17 protein-coding genes are annotated in these 15,629 nt (G+C 67.2%); 7 read left to right on the top strand and 10 right to left on the bottom strand.

Features of this window, described 5'->3' with window-relative positions; all coding sequences use genetic code 11:
- Positions 1-38: 38 nt before the first annotated feature.
- Entirely contained in the window at positions 39-782 is a 744-nt protein-coding gene (locus tag ACEN9K_RS06375; RefSeq protein ID WP_495635383.1) for a hypothetical protein, read from the bottom strand.
- Positions 783-1,002: 220 nt separating this feature from the next.
- Between ACEN9K_RS06375 and ACEN9K_RS06370 the strand changes: the two genes are divergently transcribed.
- Complete coding sequence (locus ACEN9K_RS06370; RefSeq protein ID WP_495635382.1) at positions 1,003-1,170, top strand: hypothetical protein; 168 nt, start codon at positions 1,003-1,005, stop codon at positions 1,168-1,170.
- Here ACEN9K_RS06370 and ACEN9K_RS06365 read toward each other — a convergent pair.
- Positions 1,167-2,402, bottom strand: a complete 1,236-nt coding sequence (locus ACEN9K_RS06365) for a Vgb family protein (protein WP_495635381.1) — start codon at positions 2,400-2,402, stop codon at positions 1,167-1,169. The genes ACEN9K_RS06370 and ACEN9K_RS06365 overlap by 4 nt on opposite strands.
- A 170-nt stretch (positions 2,403-2,572) precedes the next feature.
- On the opposite strand from ACEN9K_RS06365, the gene ACEN9K_RS06360 reads away from it, so the two are divergent.
- On the top strand, positions 2,573-3,040 hold the full coding sequence (locus ACEN9K_RS06360) for a hypothetical protein (RefSeq protein ID WP_495635380.1): 468 nt from the start codon (positions 2,573-2,575) through the stop codon (positions 3,038-3,040).
- Between the two features lie 85 nt (positions 3,041-3,125).
- Here the strand turns inward: ACEN9K_RS06360 and ACEN9K_RS06355 are convergent, their stop codons facing one another.
- Positions 3,126-3,446: a GYD domain-containing protein gene (locus ACEN9K_RS06355; protein ID WP_495635379.1), complete on the bottom strand. Its 321-nt coding sequence runs from the start codon at positions 3,444-3,446 to the stop codon at positions 3,126-3,128.
- 263 nt (positions 3,447-3,709) lie between these two features.
- Here ACEN9K_RS06355 and ACEN9K_RS06350 point away from each other — a divergent pair, with 263 nt between their 5' ends.
- Together ACEN9K_RS06350 and ACEN9K_RS06345 are read left to right on the top strand one after the other, a co-directional pair.
- On the top strand, positions 3,710-6,403 hold the full coding sequence (locus ACEN9K_RS06350; protein WP_495635378.1) for a PEP/pyruvate-binding domain-containing protein: 2,694 nt from the start codon (positions 3,710-3,712) through the stop codon (positions 6,401-6,403).
- A gap of 209 nt (positions 6,404-6,612) precedes the next feature.
- Complete coding sequence (locus ACEN9K_RS06345; protein ID WP_018770524.1) at positions 6,613-6,879, top strand: hypothetical protein; 267 nt, start codon at positions 6,613-6,615, stop codon at positions 6,877-6,879.
- A 44-nt stretch (positions 6,880-6,923) separates the two neighbouring features.
- Here the strand turns inward: ACEN9K_RS06345 and ACEN9K_RS06340 are convergent, their stop codons facing one another.
- Together ACEN9K_RS06340 and ACEN9K_RS06335 are read right to left on the bottom strand one after the other, a co-directional pair.
- Positions 6,924-7,820 (bottom strand): diacylglycerol/lipid kinase family protein, encoded by an 897-nt coding sequence (locus tag ACEN9K_RS06340; protein WP_495635377.1) that lies wholly within the window; start codon positions 7,818-7,820, stop codon positions 6,924-6,926.
- Between the two features lie 9 nt (positions 7,821-7,829).
- Entirely contained in the window at positions 7,830-8,096 is a 267-nt protein-coding gene (locus ACEN9K_RS06335; protein WP_268002701.1) for a hypothetical protein, read from the bottom strand.
- Between the two features lie 98 nt (positions 8,097-8,194).
- On the opposite strand from ACEN9K_RS06335, the gene ACEN9K_RS06330 reads away from it, so the two are divergent.
- Entirely contained in the window at positions 8,195-8,665 is a 471-nt protein-coding gene (locus ACEN9K_RS06330) for a hypothetical protein (protein WP_495635376.1), read from the top strand.
- 9 nt (positions 8,666-8,674) lie between these two features.
- Here ACEN9K_RS06330 and ACEN9K_RS06325 read toward each other — a convergent pair whose 3' ends face one another.
- Positions 8,675-9,529 carry a GmrSD restriction endonuclease domain-containing protein gene (locus tag ACEN9K_RS06325; RefSeq protein WP_495635375.1) on the bottom strand — a complete coding sequence of 285 codons (855 nt, stop codon included), beginning with the start codon at positions 9,527-9,529 and terminating at the stop codon, positions 8,675-8,677.
- Between the two features lie 268 nt (positions 9,530-9,797).
- Here ACEN9K_RS06325 and ACEN9K_RS06320 point away from each other — a divergent pair, with 268 nt between their 5' ends.
- Positions 9,798-10,553 (top strand): YoaK family protein, encoded by a 756-nt coding sequence (locus ACEN9K_RS06320; protein ID WP_051081403.1) that lies wholly within the window; start codon positions 9,798-9,800, stop codon positions 10,551-10,553.
- A gap of 29 nt (positions 10,554-10,582) precedes the next feature.
- Here ACEN9K_RS06320 and ACEN9K_RS06315 read toward each other — a convergent pair whose 3' ends face one another.
- From ACEN9K_RS06315 to ACEN9K_RS06305, 3 genes are all read right to left on the bottom strand, one after another.
- Complete coding sequence (locus ACEN9K_RS06315; protein ID WP_495635374.1) at positions 10,583-12,445, bottom strand: metallophosphoesterase family protein; 1,863 nt, start codon at positions 12,443-12,445, stop codon at positions 10,583-10,585.
- A complete protein-coding gene (locus ACEN9K_RS06310; protein ID WP_495635373.1) occupies positions 12,442-13,524 on the bottom strand; it encodes a hypothetical protein in 1,083 nt (360 codons plus the stop codon). Before ACEN9K_RS06310 ends, ACEN9K_RS06315 begins: the two co-directional genes overlap by 4 nt.
- Positions 13,525-13,829: 305 nt before the next feature.
- Complete coding sequence (locus ACEN9K_RS06305) at positions 13,830-14,699, bottom strand: DUF1295 domain-containing protein (RefSeq protein WP_495635372.1); 870 nt, start codon at positions 14,697-14,699, stop codon at positions 13,830-13,832.
- 215 nt (positions 14,700-14,914) lie between these two features.
- Between ACEN9K_RS06305 and ACEN9K_RS06300 the strand changes: the two genes are divergently transcribed.
- Positions 14,915-15,346: a DUF2177 family protein gene (locus ACEN9K_RS06300; protein ID WP_495635371.1), complete on the top strand. Its 432-nt coding sequence runs from the start codon at positions 14,915-14,917 to the stop codon at positions 15,344-15,346.
- 135 nt (positions 15,347-15,481) lie between these two features.
- On the opposite strand, the gene ACEN9K_RS06295 is transcribed toward ACEN9K_RS06300, so the two are convergent.
- Positions 15,482-15,628: an MFS transporter small subunit gene (locus tag ACEN9K_RS06295; protein ID WP_018770535.1), complete on the bottom strand. Its 147-nt coding sequence runs from the start codon at positions 15,626-15,628 to the stop codon at positions 15,482-15,484.
- Between the last annotated feature and the right edge of the window lies 1 nt (position 15,629).

The raw sequence follows: 15,629 nt of genomic DNA, 5'->3' as shown, positions 1-15,629 counted from the left end.
TCGTCAGGGCAGATACACGGTCAGGTCCCGCTGCAAAATCAGGCATGCCAGGCAATGGCGTTTTGAACAAAGACGGCAATGCGTTGTACCGAAGCATCACCGGATGGATGGCCAGCTGAATAAGTAGCAGCCGCTTCCCGGACGCAGCCGTCCAGTTCCGGCCAGGAGATCCAACAGAAAACCTCCGGTAGGCGGGCCATCAGCTCGGATTCAGACGGAAGGGATACGTCGGCGACACGTTCCAGCACGGGGCCGAGGAAGCGGCCTACGGCTTCGGCTAGCTCAAGTTGCCCAAGGCCTTTGACCCGAACCGGCGGGGCTGCACCCAAAAGAAAAAGCACAGGAGCAGCGGGCCCGGTTTTGGACATTAGGGTGATGTATTCGCGTGCCAATTGTTCGGGCTGAAAACTGCCGTACCTGATGCGTTTGGCTTCAACCAATGTGTACGTGCTTGGAGTCTCAAAGATTGCGTCCGGCTGGACTGTCAATTGGGCTTTGCCGCCACCCGCACCGAGATTGAAGTCGCCGGGAAGAAAATGCATCTGCAAATTCTCGGCCTCTGCTGCAAGCTTGTTGCGGGCATCATCGGCTCCATGGGCAGACCTCAGGATGCTTCCCAGGAAGTGGGTCCTGGGAAGGAAGTCGAGGCCCACCAGCACTTCTGCCGTAAGGACATTCTCACGCCCCTGGCCGCCGGCTCTATAGTCACGTGCTTTCTCCCATGAGATTTCTTCCAGGAGCTTTCCCACGATTGAACTGGAGGCGGTGGTTGCAATTTCCAAAGGTTCTCCTTCGACACAGCGCGACGGCGTTTGTCGCGACAGTAGCCCAATTGTCGCGGACCGAATGGGAACACGCAGGCAAGGGCAAAGGTGCTACTCCCGGAACTCAATTCCGGGGTGCTCCCGACGATCCATGGCACGGGCCTTGAATTTCCCGGAGGTACCACTCGTGAGAGGCTTGGAGAAACTCACATTGGGGGACACTGTGGATATTGCGTGGATGCTGTTGAATGCGGCGGTAATGGTTGTGCCTGTGGCACTTGGCGCAACTCTTTTGTATTGGATCATCCGGCTGGGCGTGAAGCATGGCCTGAGGTCGTACTACGCGCAGAGCAACCAGAAGCCGGACGCTGTCAGCCCGGCGCATCAGCCGGAGCGCTTGGGCTAGTCCAGCGCCCACACCTCGGCGCCGTCAGCCCCGCTGACCTTCCGGCGGCGGCGCAGCACCACAACAAGCAAGGCGGCGCCGCCCAGGAAAAAGGCGCCCGCTCCGGCGGCGACGGCCGGAAGTGCCACATCGAAGGATCCCTGGGCGATGTCGGCACCTTCCGACCCGGCACCATCTGATGCGCCGCCGTCGGCTGCTGCTGCTGCTGGCTCTCCCCCGCCCGTGGTGGGCGCCGCTCCGGTGGCCGGTCCGCCGTCGAGCACTGTCAGTGACCTGCTTTTCCTGTTGACAACCACCACGGGCCCGTCGCTCCGCTGCACCATCCGGGCGGGATCGTCCCCGGTGGCGATGGTATGCGCGGCAGTCGCCGCCCCGGCGGGGATGACGGAGACGGTGTCGTCCAGGCTGTTGGTCACGTAGACGGTCCCGTCGGCAGCGGCCAGCACCTCCTGCGGCGCAGTGCCCACGGGAATCCGCCGCTCCACGGTTGTGCCGCCGGGCTCGATCACCGCAACATCGTTGGTGAGGATGTTGGCCACATAGACGGTCCCGTCCGGCGCCGCGGCGATCCCGTGCGGCTCGGCCCTGGCACCCACATCAATCGTGTGCGACGGCCACGGCGCACCGCCCGGAACCACGGTGACGGTGCCGGCCAGCTGGTTGGTGGCATAGGCCGTCCCGTCCCTGGCCAGGGCCACCTTCACGGGATACGGCCCGGCCTGGATAATCCGCTGCACCCATGCATCGCCCGGCTTCACCACAGACACCGAGTTCTGGTCCGAATTGACCACGTAGAGCGATCCCTCCGGCCCCACGGCCAACCAGCGCGTGCCGGCCGGAAGCTTCATCACCAGGGAGACTTCGTCCGCGCCCGGCGCCACCACGCCGATTTCTGACTGCGCACCATTGCTCTGCGCCACGTACAGCGTCCCGTCCGGCGTTACGGCCAGCGAGGTGGGGAAGTGCCCGGTGGTGATGGTGCGGGACGGCACCGTCTCCCCCGGCTTGTAGACGCTGACGCCGCCGCCCCAGTTGTAGTCGCTGACGTACAGCGTGCCGTCCGGGCCGGACGCAATACCCAGCGGCTGGCCGACGGCGCCAATCACCTTCGGATCGGCCGCGGACGCGGGGGCGGCTACGACGGCGGATCCCAGCATGAGCGCGGCGCTGGCCAGCAGTGCCATCCCGGCAGAAAAGGCCGCGCCTGCGGCACGGCGGAGCGGCAGATGCATCACGGTGTTCCCCCAAACGTATTGCCGACCCCCGCGGCAATCCTCCGATCCTACCTGCGGTCCACACCGTGGGCGCTCCGCCGGTCGCAGAAGTCTTTGGCACCGCGGAATAGCCCCACCTGCCGTGGTGCGCGTACGCGCACGCCGCCAAAAGGGCGCATAGTTAGAAGATGACAGGTCCTTACACCCGGGGTGACTCCTACAGCAGCGAGGTTTCCCGGAAACACATCAGGCAGGCGCTCGAGAACTACGGGGCAACGGACATCATGTTCAGCCAGCGGGGAAGCCTGGGCGCCGTCGCCTTCAAGGGCGATGGCAGGCAGTTCCGGATCGTCATGCAGTTGCTGCAGTCTGAAGGCGCCCTGGCCATCCGCGGGGACATCGCGGACAGCCGGCTCCACGAAGCGAACGCCAAGGTCCTGGAACGCGTCAACCGCAAATCCTGGCATGCCCTGGCGCTGGCCATCGACGCCAAACTCGGGGCGGCGGCAGCCGGCATTGCCACGCTTGAATCGGAATTCCTGGCGCATGTGGTTCTCCCCGGAAACCACACCGTGCTCGACGAACTCGAGCCCATCATCGACTCCGCCTACCGCTCCGGCCAGCGTCCCTCCTTCGGTCATCCGGCCCTGCCCTAGGGCCCAAGCTGGGTGGAACGCCCAAGCCGGCGGGCCGCCGTCGTAAATTCCCCGACGCCGGCCCACTGCAAAGCTGCAAACCCGCCTATTGTCCCGGGGCCCGGTACGACGGCGTCTTCTTGGCGGCCTCGTCCAGGTCTTCCGCGGTGAGGAGCGGCTTCAGGCGGACGTTGACGTTCCCGGTCGAATTGATCAGCAGCGACAGTGCCGCGGCACTTGCATCGTCCGGCGCCTCGAACACGCCAAGGACGTCATAGTAGCCAAACGCGTAATAGAAGCTCTCCAGCGAGCCGCCCACGGACTTCAAGGCCTCCGCCAGGGCATCACGCCGCTTGGTACCGCCTTCCTGCATCAGCCCCTTGATCCCCTGGCCCACGTACGTTGCTTCAAACAAATACTTCGGCATGGTCTTTCCTCCCTGGCATGTGCATGCGACGGCGCCACGTTCCGCGGATTACGGATGTCCGGCCCCGACAAGGCCGAAAGTATGCCTCCGGCTACAGGCAGTCAATACGCGGGGATACCTAATGGCGGGCGCCGTGGCAACACCGCGATTAGGGGTATGCGGACGCTTCCGGAAGGCCGTTAGGCCCTAGCTGGGTCCCGGCGCCGCGGCACAGGCTGGAACATGTCAATTGCAGGAGGACGGCTCCCGGGACGCAGGCGGGTGTGCCGTCTGAAACGGCCGACGGCGATGCGCGGCAGGGGGACACAGTCATGACCTATGTCAAGGACTTGGGCGACGTGGGCCGGGACGACCTCGGCACAGCCGGCGGCAAGGCGGTGGGCCTCGGCGGCCTCATCCAGGCCGGCCTGCCGGTCCCGCCCGGGTTCGTCCTCACCACCGCCGCCTACTCGGAATTCGTCACCGGGAACAACCTCGATGCGGCCATCCGGGAACTGGCCTCCCTTCCACCCGACGCCTCGCCGGAGGACTACGAACACGCCTCCGGGCAGCTACGGGCCCTGTTCGGCAAAGGCACCATGCCACCGGCCATCAGAACCGAACTCGCGGGCGCCTACCAACGCCTGGGCAGCGGGACGTCCGTGTCGGTGCGTTCCTCCGCCACCGCCGAGGACCTCCCGTCGGCCAGTTTCGCCGGGCAGCAGGAAACCTACCTGAACGTCCGCGGCCAGGACGCCCTGACCCAAGCCGTGACCGACTGCTGGGCCTCCCTCTGGACGGCGCGCGCCATGGCCTACCGCGCCCGCGAAGGTGTGCAGCCCGGGCAGGTGCGGCTCGCCGTGGTCGTCCAGCAGATGGTGGAAGCCGACGCCGCCGGCGTCATGTTCACCGCCAACCCCGCCAACGGCCGGCGCGACCAGACGGCGATCAGCGCCGCATGGGGCCTGGGCGAGGCCGTGGTCAGCGGAACGGTGACCACCGATGACCTGGTGGTTGAGTCCGCCACCGGCAGGATCATCTCGCGGCAGACAGCCGACAAGGAGGTCATGACGGTTCCCGTGGAGAGCGGAACCCGGGAGCAGCCGGTGGCGGAAGCCCGCCGTCGTGCGCCTGTCCTGGATGACGCGGCAGCTGCGGAGCTGGCCCGCTACGGCCAGCGGATCGCGGACCACTTCGGGTCTCCGCAGGACGTCGAATGGGCGCGGGCCGGCGGCCGGTTCTTCCTGCTGCAGTCCCGGCCCATCACCGCCCTTCCCGAACCCGCGGCCGACGTCCCCGAGACCTGGCCCGTGCCCTATCCCAACGGGCTCTACTTCCGGGCGAGCATCGTGGAGCAGATGCCGGACCCGCTCTCCCCGCTCTTCGCCGACCTCATTGACGGCTCGGTGTCCCGCTCGCTGTCCGCCCTGATGAACCAGGCGCTGGGCATCAACTCCCTGCGCGAGGGCGAGGTGCGGTTCCCCACCATCAACGGCTACGCCTATTACTACTACCGCAACTGGGCCATGCTGCGGATGACGGGCCGGACGGTGCCGGCGATGGGGGCGCTGTTCCGCGGCACGGCGCACATGGGCATCGCCGGGTGGCGCGACTATTCGCACCCGCGCTACGAACGGGTGATCAAGGACTGGTCCGTGAAACCCCCCTCGGAGCTCACCGGCGGGCAGTTGCTGGAGGGGGTGCAGGCCCTCCTGGACGCCGGAACCGTGTACTACACGGCCGTGCAGTCCATCATTCCGCTCGCTGCCATGAGCGAGATCTCGTTCCGGACGTTCTATGGCAGGGCCGTCCGGCGCCACGGCGATCCCCCGGCCCAGGCGTTCCTGCTGGGCTTCGACAGCGAACCCATCCGGGCGGAAAAGTCCCTCTACGATCTGGCGGGCTGGGCGCGCAGCGATCCGGCGCTGGCAGCGGCTTTGCTGGAGCGGCCGACGGCGGAGCTCGCCGGGTGCCAGCGCACCGGTGCCGCGCCGGAAGGGGTGGACGACGTCCTGTGGCAGGAATGGCGGCTTGCCTTCAAGGAACACCTGGACCTGTACGGGCATGCCGTCTACAACCTGGACTTCGCCACCCCGGTGCCGGCCGACGACCCGTCCGCCCAGCTGGAGACGGTGAAGTTCTACCTGCGCGGGCAGGGCACGGACCCGCACGAGCGGCAGCGGCAGCTCACCGAACGCCGGGAGGAACTGACCCGGGAGATGGCCGCCCGGCTGGGGCCGCGGCGCCGGGCCCTGTTCCACCGGCTGCTGAAGTGGGCCCAGGAAACGGCACCCGCACGCGAAGACGCGCTGGCCGACGTCGGGCTGGCCTGGCCGCTGATGCGGCGCATGCTGCTGGAACTCGGCCGGCGCCTGGTGGACTCCCACGTGGTCGCGGCGCCGGATGACGTGTTCTGGCTCCGGCACCAGGAGCTGCGGAGCGCCGTCGAATTCGGTCTCGCCGAGCCCGGGGCTCCGGCCGCCGTGGTGATTGCGGGAGCTGCCCGTCCCGTCCGGGCCGCCGCCGTCGAGGATCGCCGGATGCTGTGGCGGGGCCAGGCGAAGGCGAATGCACCGCAGATGCTTCCCGAGAGCAAGTGGATGGAACGGTCTTTCGGGTCGTGGATGCCGGCAGGCTCCCAGCACCAGGCCGGCGACGTGATCAAGGGCGCCGGCGCCAGTTCCGGCAAGGTCACCGCACCGGCGCGCGTCCTGCGCGGACCCGGGGATTTCGGCCAGATGCGGCCCGGCGAGGTGCTGGTGGCCCGCATTACTACTCCCGCGTGGACTCCGCTGTTCGCCATGGCGTCCGCCGTGGTGACCGACGTGGGCGGCCCGCTGAGCCACAGCTCCATCGTGGCCCGCGAGTATGGCATCCCGGCGGTCCTGGGCACCGGGGTGGCGACGCAGCGGCTCAGCAGCGGGCAGCGGATCGCCGTGGATGGCGACGCCGGTACGGTCACCATGGAACGCCCCTGACCGGGCATCGGATGGCAGTCCCGCTGGCAGCCAGAAAATGCCAGGGCTTCCGGCACGTTGGAGCCCGCTATTGGGCGTACACTCAACGTACCCGGGACACCCGTGACTGGACATCCTGTCTCCGACAGTACGTCCCTTGGGTCCCTCCGCCGGGCAGCAGCCGACACTCTCTTCGACTCGCATCCGGCAACTGCCACGAAAGGCACACCATGACAGATCTGCGCATCCGCGACCACTGGAACCAGCTTCCCTCCGCCGTAACGCAGTGGCTGCTGGAAAACCCGGGGTGCATGATCCTTCCGCGGACGCTCTCCGCGGAAATCAGTGCGGCCAATGGCGAAGCGGCCAACGACGACGTCCACGGCGAGACCACGCTGTCCCAGCAGGACATGGACTTCATCCGGATGAAATCACATGAGGCAGCGAACGGACAGCCGGACACCGGTTACACGTTCTTCGACTCCGTGCAGCCGTAACCACTTCCGGCCTGTACGCACGGGCGCAGTCCTGCGGCGAAGGGTCACAGAGTGGCCAGGGCACCCTTGGCGCTTTCCACCAGGACGTGCGTACCTGCCTGGATATGGACCACCTCGCCGTCGATCTGGCACGGCACAGCATTCCGCGTGGAAAAGGCATAGCTGGTGACGCTGGGCTGCTCCCCCAGTCCCAGCGTCACGGCGCGGAGCGTCATCAGCGCCATCTTCACCAGCCCGGCGTGGGGCAGGGTCACTACCTCGAACCGGCCGTCGTCCGGATAGTGCGATTCGCTGACCGTTCCGTACTTCGCCATGCGGGAGATGTTGGCCAGGATCAGGCTGTCGAACTTTGCCGTGGCCCCGTCGTCCCGCACGAGCTCGAACGGCCTTAGGTTCCGCAGTGTGCGGGCAACGGAAACCAGTTCCAGGACTTTTCCCTTGCCGCCCTTTTCGATGCCAATGGCCATCAAGGGCGTCAGCCCGAAACCCACGTAGGAATGCGCGTACAGGACCTCCTCCCGGCCGCCGCTGCGGAACGTGACGCGCAGCAGGTCGATGGGCCGGACCGCTTTCTCCCGGATTGCCTGGCTGAGGGTCCGGGCGGGCAGGCTCCGGTAATGGTCGTTGGCGTTGCCTGCAGGAATCACGGTGCACACGGCTTTGCTGCCGGGAACGTCCATCACGCCGTTGACCACCTCGTTGTACCCGCCGTCGCCGCTGACGGACACGATGAGTGGCGCACCCCGCCCAGCCTCGGTCCGCGCAAGCACGCGGGCGTGCCCCGCATACTCCGTGGGCAGCAGCTCAACCGGCAGGCCCGGCAGGTCTGCGGCCAGGTCCTGATGCAACGCCTCGATCCGCGCGTCCATCCCGGCCCTGCCCGGATTGAAGATCACAACGGCGCGGTCAAAGAGGGCCGCGGGTGCTCCGTCATCGGCCATGGCGTCCCGCTACTCCCCCATCCCGGGGTGGACGGGAACGTAGTCGACGCTGTTGCCGGAGTTGGTCCGGCCCGCGGTGGTCCGGGAGTAGCCGCGCGCATCCAGCCCGTTTTTGGCGCGGAATTCCGCGAGCGCGGCGTCGTAGGCGTTGTTCAGGGTGCGGCCGGAGAACTCACCGGTACTGCCGTCGGTGAAAGCGATCCGGATCCGGACGCTGGCCGGGTAGTGCCGGTTCATCCGGATGAAGCCGTCTGCATCCTGCTGGAGGGTAATCAATTGGGTCTGCTTTCGTTCGTGGGAGCAGTCTCAAGTTTGCCGCAGATTCCTTGAAAATCCCTTTACGGCCGATGCCATACTGGTCCATGGCGATGGGAATGACCAGGCGCGGGGCGTGGCTGCGGTACGGACTGGTCTCGGTCCTGCTGATTTTGATCCACATGGGCGCCCTGTGGTTCTTCTCCGACGGCGTCTACCACGGCAACGCAAACGTTCCTCTCTTCAAATTTCCGGAAGAAGTGGATGTCCTGTACATCCTGACGTTCACTCCCCTTTTCATCGGACTCAAGTACCGGGTCTACGACGCCGCGGTGCGGGCCGCCACCAGGAACTACAGGCCTCGCGCGGCGGTGGTCTGTTTCGTCGCCGGCTATGTGGTGGCCCTGGCGATGGACGTGGCATGCCTCGTCGCGGCGTCCAGGCCCATCGCGGATTCAGGGCTGTCCATCCTGGGCTCTGTCTTCCAGACGCCGCTGGTCCTCCTGGTTGCCGGCGCGCTCATTGCGGGGGCCGGTATGCAAAACGGCAGGCCACCGGAAACGGGGCCCGCTCCCTTCCCCGGGCGCTAAGTCCCGCGGCTACCCTTCGCAGGCCACCCCGTCGCCGTCGCCGTCCAGCCCGGCCCGGTAGCCGGCAGTGCCGGCATACAGCGGCGCGGCTCCGGCAGCCACCGCCTCGGCGCAGTTCGCGTAGTACACAACAGCCGTAGCGGCGGCGGGCGCCACAGTCGCCGGTGCCAGCTGCCCGGGGCAGCTTGCCAGGATGCCGGCGATCGCGTCGTGCTCCGCCTGCGTCACCCACAGGCTGTACCGCGCCTTCACCGACACCTGCCGGGCCACATACTCACATCGGAAGGCCTTGGCCGGCGGCAACCAGGTGGCCGCGTCGCCGTCGCCCTTTTGCTGGTTGGTGGGTCCGTCCGTTGCCTGCAGGTTCATCGGATCATTCGCTAACGCCGTCCGCTGCTCGGTGGTCAGCTGCTGCGCGCCCTTCTGCCAGGCATCGCTGAGCGCCACCACGTGGTCGATCTGCACGGCGCTGCTGGTGGTGGTGCCGCGGACGAAGTTGATGACCGTTCCGGTGTAGGGGTCCACCAGCACCCCGGTCTTGACCGTGCAGGGGACGCTGCCGGCGTAGGTGACCTCGGTGAGGTCGCGCCGCAGGATGTCGTTGCGGGTGTCGCAGCCGTTCTGGTCCACGTCCGCCCACGTCGGGCCGAACAGCGACCGCTCGTACCCCGTCTTCGGCGCCCGGCCCTTGACCGGGAGGGTCTCCAGCACATCGGCTGCATTGACGGCGACCGTGCTGCCGTCGGCAGCAACCGCCGGCAGGCTTGGAGTGAAGAGCGCCAACAACGCGGAAAGGACGACGGCGGCCGTCCAGCGCGTGCCTGGCGCGGGTATTGTTTCGGGCAAGGACGTGAAGCTGGACATGCAGTTCCCCAGGTTGTGCGCAGCAAGAGTTGACGGCGCCAGCTCCCCCAAGACCGCTGGCGCCACGGACGAGCCTAGCGGCCGGCACCTGCCAAAACGGCCGGTTGGGGACCAACTGGGCCAATCCTTCCCGACTCCTGCGCCAACCCTGCAGCTGCTCCCTCTTCCCGCGTTTCCCCGGCCGGCAAGGCCCCGGCGCATACTGGAACAGTCGCCCCTGCTGGGCACAATCCGCGTCCCGCCACCAGGACTGCCGAAAGGTATGCGCATGCCCGCCCGCTTCCTCCCCGCCCATCCGGCCAGGCTGCACCTGGTGCTCATGCTGGTCCTCACGTTTTCCACCGGGGTGCTCGACGCCGTCGGTTATCTGGGCCTGGACCGGGTGTTCACGGCGAACATGACCGGCAACGTGGTGATCCTGGGCATGGCGCTGCTGGGCGGGGACAACCTCCCGATCCTTGGCCCCATCGTGGCGCTCACGGGATTCATGACCGGCGCCGTCATCTCCGGCCGGGCGCTGCGGCCCACCACGTCAGGGTGGAACCGCCGCACCACCGGGCTGCTGGTGGGCGTCAGCGCTGTGATGGCTGTTGTGGCCACCCTCCTCCTCAGCGGCGTGCACCCCAGGCACAATGAAGCCCTGACCGTTGCCATCACCGGCACCCTGGCGGTGACCATGGGTGTGCAGGCCGCCACCGCGCGGCATCTCAACGTCAAGGATGTCCCCACCGTGGTGGTCACTTCCACCATCACGGGCCTGGCGGCCGACTCCCGCTTTGGCGCCGGCACGCACCCGTTCTGGGGACGGCGGCTCGCGGCGATCGGGCTCATCATGGCCGGCGCAGCGGTGGGCGCCGGGTTCGTGCAGCTCCACCTGGGGCTCGGGGTCCTGCTGACCGCACTCCTCACCCTCGGCGTCGCCCTGCTGGGCCGGACAGGCGTGCACAAGTACGGCGCAGACACGGCGACGGCGGCACCCGGGCCGGGTGCCGCCGTCGAAAGCCCTCCGGAGACGGCTACGTAGGCTGCCGCTGCATCATCATTGGCTCCCGCTCACGGACCCGCCGGCCGCACCACGATGGCCGAGCCGCACTGGTTGATGAGCGTGCCCAGGCTTGAGGATGCCGTGGCGGCCTTCGTGCCGGTGGCGGACGTATCGGTCAGCGGAAGGGCGTTGACCTCAATGGCCGCGTTCGACTTGGCCGCGATATTGGAGGTGGCATCACCCAGCTCGGTGGTCCCTGCCGGTGGCGTGAAGGACGTGGTGGCCGAGTTGGTGCCGTTCCTGACGCCGTGGGCGGTCAACAACAGCGACCCCGGTGTTACCGGCGTGATGGACGGCGCCCGGACATCCGGGTAGGCCACCCCGCTGTTGGTGTCCGTGGTCGGCGTGACGTCCAGCGGCGTTGTGGTGTTTGCGCCCTGGACGGCAACAGTGGACCAGGCATACCGGGAGGCGGGCTCAGGTACGCTCGGCGCGGTGTCGCCGGCCTGCATCACCCGGTACCAGACTGCCTGGTGCGCCGAGGCGGAGCTGGCGCTGGTGAAATCGCCCACTGCCCGCGTCCACCCCGCCGGAGCGGTGGTGTTCGCGGACCCGGACACGGTTACCTGCGAGTACAGGAATACCGTGTCGCCAGGCTGCCAGCCTGCCGGCAGGGAGGGCGTATAGGACCCGGCCGCCGTCAGTTCACCCGATCCCGTGGCCGTCGACCGGACCGAGACGGCTGTCGCCGGGGGCGTCGTCGTCGTGGGCGTCGGCGTTGGAGTCGGGGTAGGCGTTGGAGTTGGAGTCGGGGTAGGCGTTGGCGTGGCAGTCGCAGTCGCAGTCGCTGTCGCCGTAGCGGTCGGCGTCGGGCTTGGTGAAGGGGCAGGCCGGGTGACCGAGAAATTGTCGGTGAACGTCCCGCCCGAGGCGCCGACGAATGACCCGCTCAGGGTGGTGCTGGTCACCGACACCTTCAGGAAGCCATACGTTGGATTGTTGTTGCTGCCCATGAATCGCTGGAAGTACGGAGCCGTCGTCGTGTTGCTCTCACTGTTGAGCGACCTGCCGCCCGAACCAACTGTGGCCAGGATGGTCCCGGTACCGGCGGCGAACTGCCCCGTCGGATCGGTGTCGGCCACACAGTCGGGATTGAAGCTGGTGACGGGGATGGACGTGCAGCTGCCCTTGAGCGCCAGCGGGTAGCTGCGAGCGTAGGCATGGTCGTGGGCCTGCAGGTACAGATCCACCTTCTTGGACACCAGCATGTTCATCAGGTCAGGACTGGCGGCACAGGGGTAGTTCACCATCGACAGGCAGTACATGTGCATGCCAACGATGATGAAGGGGATCCCGGCAGCACGGGCCGAGTCGATGGCCGACGTCACGAATTTGTAGCCCTGCGTCCCGGACTTGTAGGACCAGTCAAGGCCGCTTCCGCTGTACGTCAGCTTCGGGGACACCATGATCAGCCGGACCAGGGGGCTGGTTGCCGGATAGTCCGTGTAGAACTGCTGGGCGTAATTCCCCACCGAGCCGAGCTTGTCCGGCAGGCACGAGGCGAAGTTGGACCAGACGCCGTCGGGCCCGTCGTCCTCGTGGTTCCCGGTGATGAACTCATAGGGCATGGTCCCGGCATGCTGCTTGACGAATGAACACCAGGCAGACTCCGGGGTGATCTGGGAGTAGGACAGGTCGCCGAGGTTGAACATGGCGGAGGTCCCGGCGTTGCGTGCCGCATCGATCACCTTGCCGGTGTTCGTGTTGCCGCCGGTGTCACCGGCGAACCCCAGGCTCACGGTGGTGGCCGCGGTGGCCTGCGGGTTCCACGATGTGGCAAGGAAGGAGACATTCGCAAGGACGAGGGCAGTGCCGAGAAGGACTGCCAGCGCCAAGCGCAGTGGGTGGCGCATGCGCCTGCGGGCGTTCACTTGCAGCTCCAAACAGTAGCGCGGCGCAGCCCGTTGGCTGCGGCGGAGTACCCGGTGATAACGGTGGGGCCGGCCTGCCGTGAGGCCGACGTGGCCGCCCCGGACACTCCGGTGAACTGGCCGTCAGAGCCTGGCGGCAGGATCCGTGCGCTCTTGCCGATCCACATCACCGCTTGGGGGCGGTCCCCGCGGAAGGACGACGAACTGCCGGTTCCCACCGCGATGCCCGGAACGCCCGATGCCGCACTCGAGGAGGGGCCGGCTGCCGCGCCTGCATCGCTGACGGAGCCGGACTTGTCCCAGGTGGCAGCGTGGGTTCCCTCATTGACGGCGCTCTGGCCGATCGCCTGCCCGGCCGAGTCGATGGCAAGGACCACACCGCCGCGCCCGCTAAGGGTTGGAAGGGACGTCGGGGTACCGGCCGGCGACCACAGGACCGGCGTGCCGCCGCTGTCGAGGGCCACCCCGCCGATCGTGCCGTCCGGACCGATCGCGAAAGCATGCCCACCTTGTGCACCGGCGGGCAGGGTGAGCGCCCGGGGTGCCGTGGTCAGCGTGGACCAGACAGCGGGACGCTCGTCGTCATCCGCGCCCGGGCCGTCCGAGTGCTCCTCGTCGTTGATCAGCGCACCGACCACGACGCCGCTGTCCGAGACCATCGACGGGAGCGCGATGTCACCCGGGTTGACGGGAAGGGTGTGATAGGCACCGTTCTGCCACCACCAGCCGACCAGGACCTCATTGGCCGTGTCATATCCCGTGCCGACGACTACTCCGTCCTTGTTTACGGAGGTGGGGACTGCGGCATCGAGTGGAATCGCCAACTGGGTGGGCTGGCCATCGCGCCAGAGCACCGGCGCGGATCCTCCGGAGGCAGTATCGGCGAGGCCTACCACCAGGCCGTTGCTGCTCGACGCCACTGCGTTGCTGCCCTGGCCGCCGATGCCCGGGAGCAGGGTGGCCGAACAGTTTGTGGCCGCGGGCAATTGCGCGCCAGCGGCTGTCGCGGCAACCGGCACCATGACCATGCCGCCCTCGGCCGCAAGCAGGAGCGCCGTCAGCACCGCCCCGGGTTTCATGTCCTTCGGCCTGTTGAGCCAGGGAGGCCTGCCTCCGCTGCCCGGTAGACCCCTGTTGAAATTCCTATGCTTTGACAATGTCGCTCCCCGGAGTAGAACCCCACGTCCCCAGCAACGTGCAGCGCAAGAGGCCTCTGCATAACCGCACTGTCTTTCGAGACTACGTTGCCACCCGCCGCCGGGCACGGGTAAGGGGGTACTCGGATCGGAGGTTAGGGGCTACTTGCTTGGAGCGAACCGCCCTTCCAAGCCGCGACGGCGGCACCCAGCCCGGGTGCCGCCGTCGTACGTCCTGCCCAAAGCCCCTATTTGAGCTTGGGTACCAGCACGGGCGTGTTCTTCTTGTACTCCTCATAGTCCGCCTGGCCGCCCCACTTCTTGTCCGCCTTCTTCTCCAGGGGCGGCACGCCGCTGCCCTTGATCAGCAGCAGGGCCACGAAAACCGGGGAGATTAGGGCCGCCCACTGCCAGCCCTGCAGGACGGGCAGGGCGATGATGGCCACGCCCACCCAGAGCGTGATCTCGCCGAAGTAGTTGGGGTGGCGGGACCTGGACCACAGTCCGGTGCTGATGAAGCGGCCCTTGTTGGCGGGGTCGTCCTTGAAGCGGGTCTTCTGGAGGTCAGCCACGGTCTCGATGGCGATCCCTGCGGCCCATACCAGCAGGCCCACCCAGAAGAACCCGTCCAGGCCCACCTTCTGGTCGGACGTGATGGCCACCCAGGCCAGCGCCGCGGTGAGTACCACCCACAGGCCCTGGATGGTCCAGGTGTTCAGGAAACGGAAGAAGTCCGGCTTGAGCTCATCGAAGCGGTCGTCCTTGCCGTGCTTGCTGATCCGCATAAACAGGAAACTGCCCAGCCGCGCGGCCCACAGCACCACCATGGCTGCCAGCACCATGCCCCGCGCGTCCACGCCCGGGGAGGCCAGGACCAGGAACACCGTGATGGAGATGTAGGTCAGGGCGCCGGTAAGGTCGTAGAACTTTTCCGTCTGCGCCTTGTAGGACGGGATGAACACCAGCCACTGGATCACGAACGCGATGGCAACCCCCAGCGCGAACACCGGGAACCCGCCAATCCGGGAGCCGCCCTGGCTGCCGGCCAGGGCAATGAGCACCGCCGCCACCACGGCAATTACGGTGCTGATGAGTGCCTTGCGGCTCTTTTCGTTCACGGACCCGTTCCTTTCCCCTGGCCCGCCGCGCTCTGCTGCACGGCCGGTCCCAACGATCATGCGGCCACCTTCATTCTCCACAACGCACGGCGCCTGCCACTTGGTCTTCGGAGCGGCGGGGGGCTTGTATGGGTGGCCCGCACGTTTGACCAGTCCATCCCTTGCCACGGCGCCGAACAGCTTCTGCAACCGTCACCGACACAAGGAGTCAAAGCATGGTCCCCCGCACCAGGAACTGGCTGATCACGTACGTTGTCAGCGCACTGATATTCGCGGTGCTGGATGTGGTGTGGATCCTGCTGGTGGCCAACCCGCTGTACCAGAGCCAGATCGGCCACCTGCTGGCGCCCAGGGCCAATCTGCCCGGCGCTGTCCTCTTCTATGTCATCTTCGTGGCGGGGATGGTGCACTACGGCGTCCGGCCCAACACCCCCGGCATCAGCCTGCGGCAGCGGGTGGGCGGCGCTGCCCTCTTTGGGTTCTTCACCTACGCCACATGGGCGCTGACCGGGTTCGCTGTGCTGAAGGATTTCACGGCCCTGGTGGCCGTGACGGACATCCTGTGGGGAGCCGCGGCCTGCAGCGTGGTCACGTGGCTGACCGCAACGGTGCTGCGCCGCCGGCTCGCCAACCCTGCCACGGCCTGACGCCTGGCGTGATGCGCGCCCAGAGTGGCCCAGTTTTCATGGTGAAACCCTGAGTATCGCGGGCGGCTGCCGTTGCTTGCCGACCGAAACTGGGCCACTGTGACGCACGGCCCAAAGCTGGCCCAGCCCGGGCGGCTACCCGAACAGCGCCGCCACCTGGGTCAGCGTTTGGAAGACCCCAAAGGCCAGCGGGATTCCCACCAAAACCCAAGCCAGTACCAGCCTGCCGGTGGACCGGCGGACCGGCTGGTGCGCGCCGTGGTTGTGTGCTGTGCTGCTCATT

The organism is Pseudarthrobacter sp. Pseusp20, from assembly GCF_059492155.1.
The sequence above is the reverse complement of the archived record's forward strand: the minus strand, read 5'-3'. Positions and strand labels throughout refer to the sequence as shown.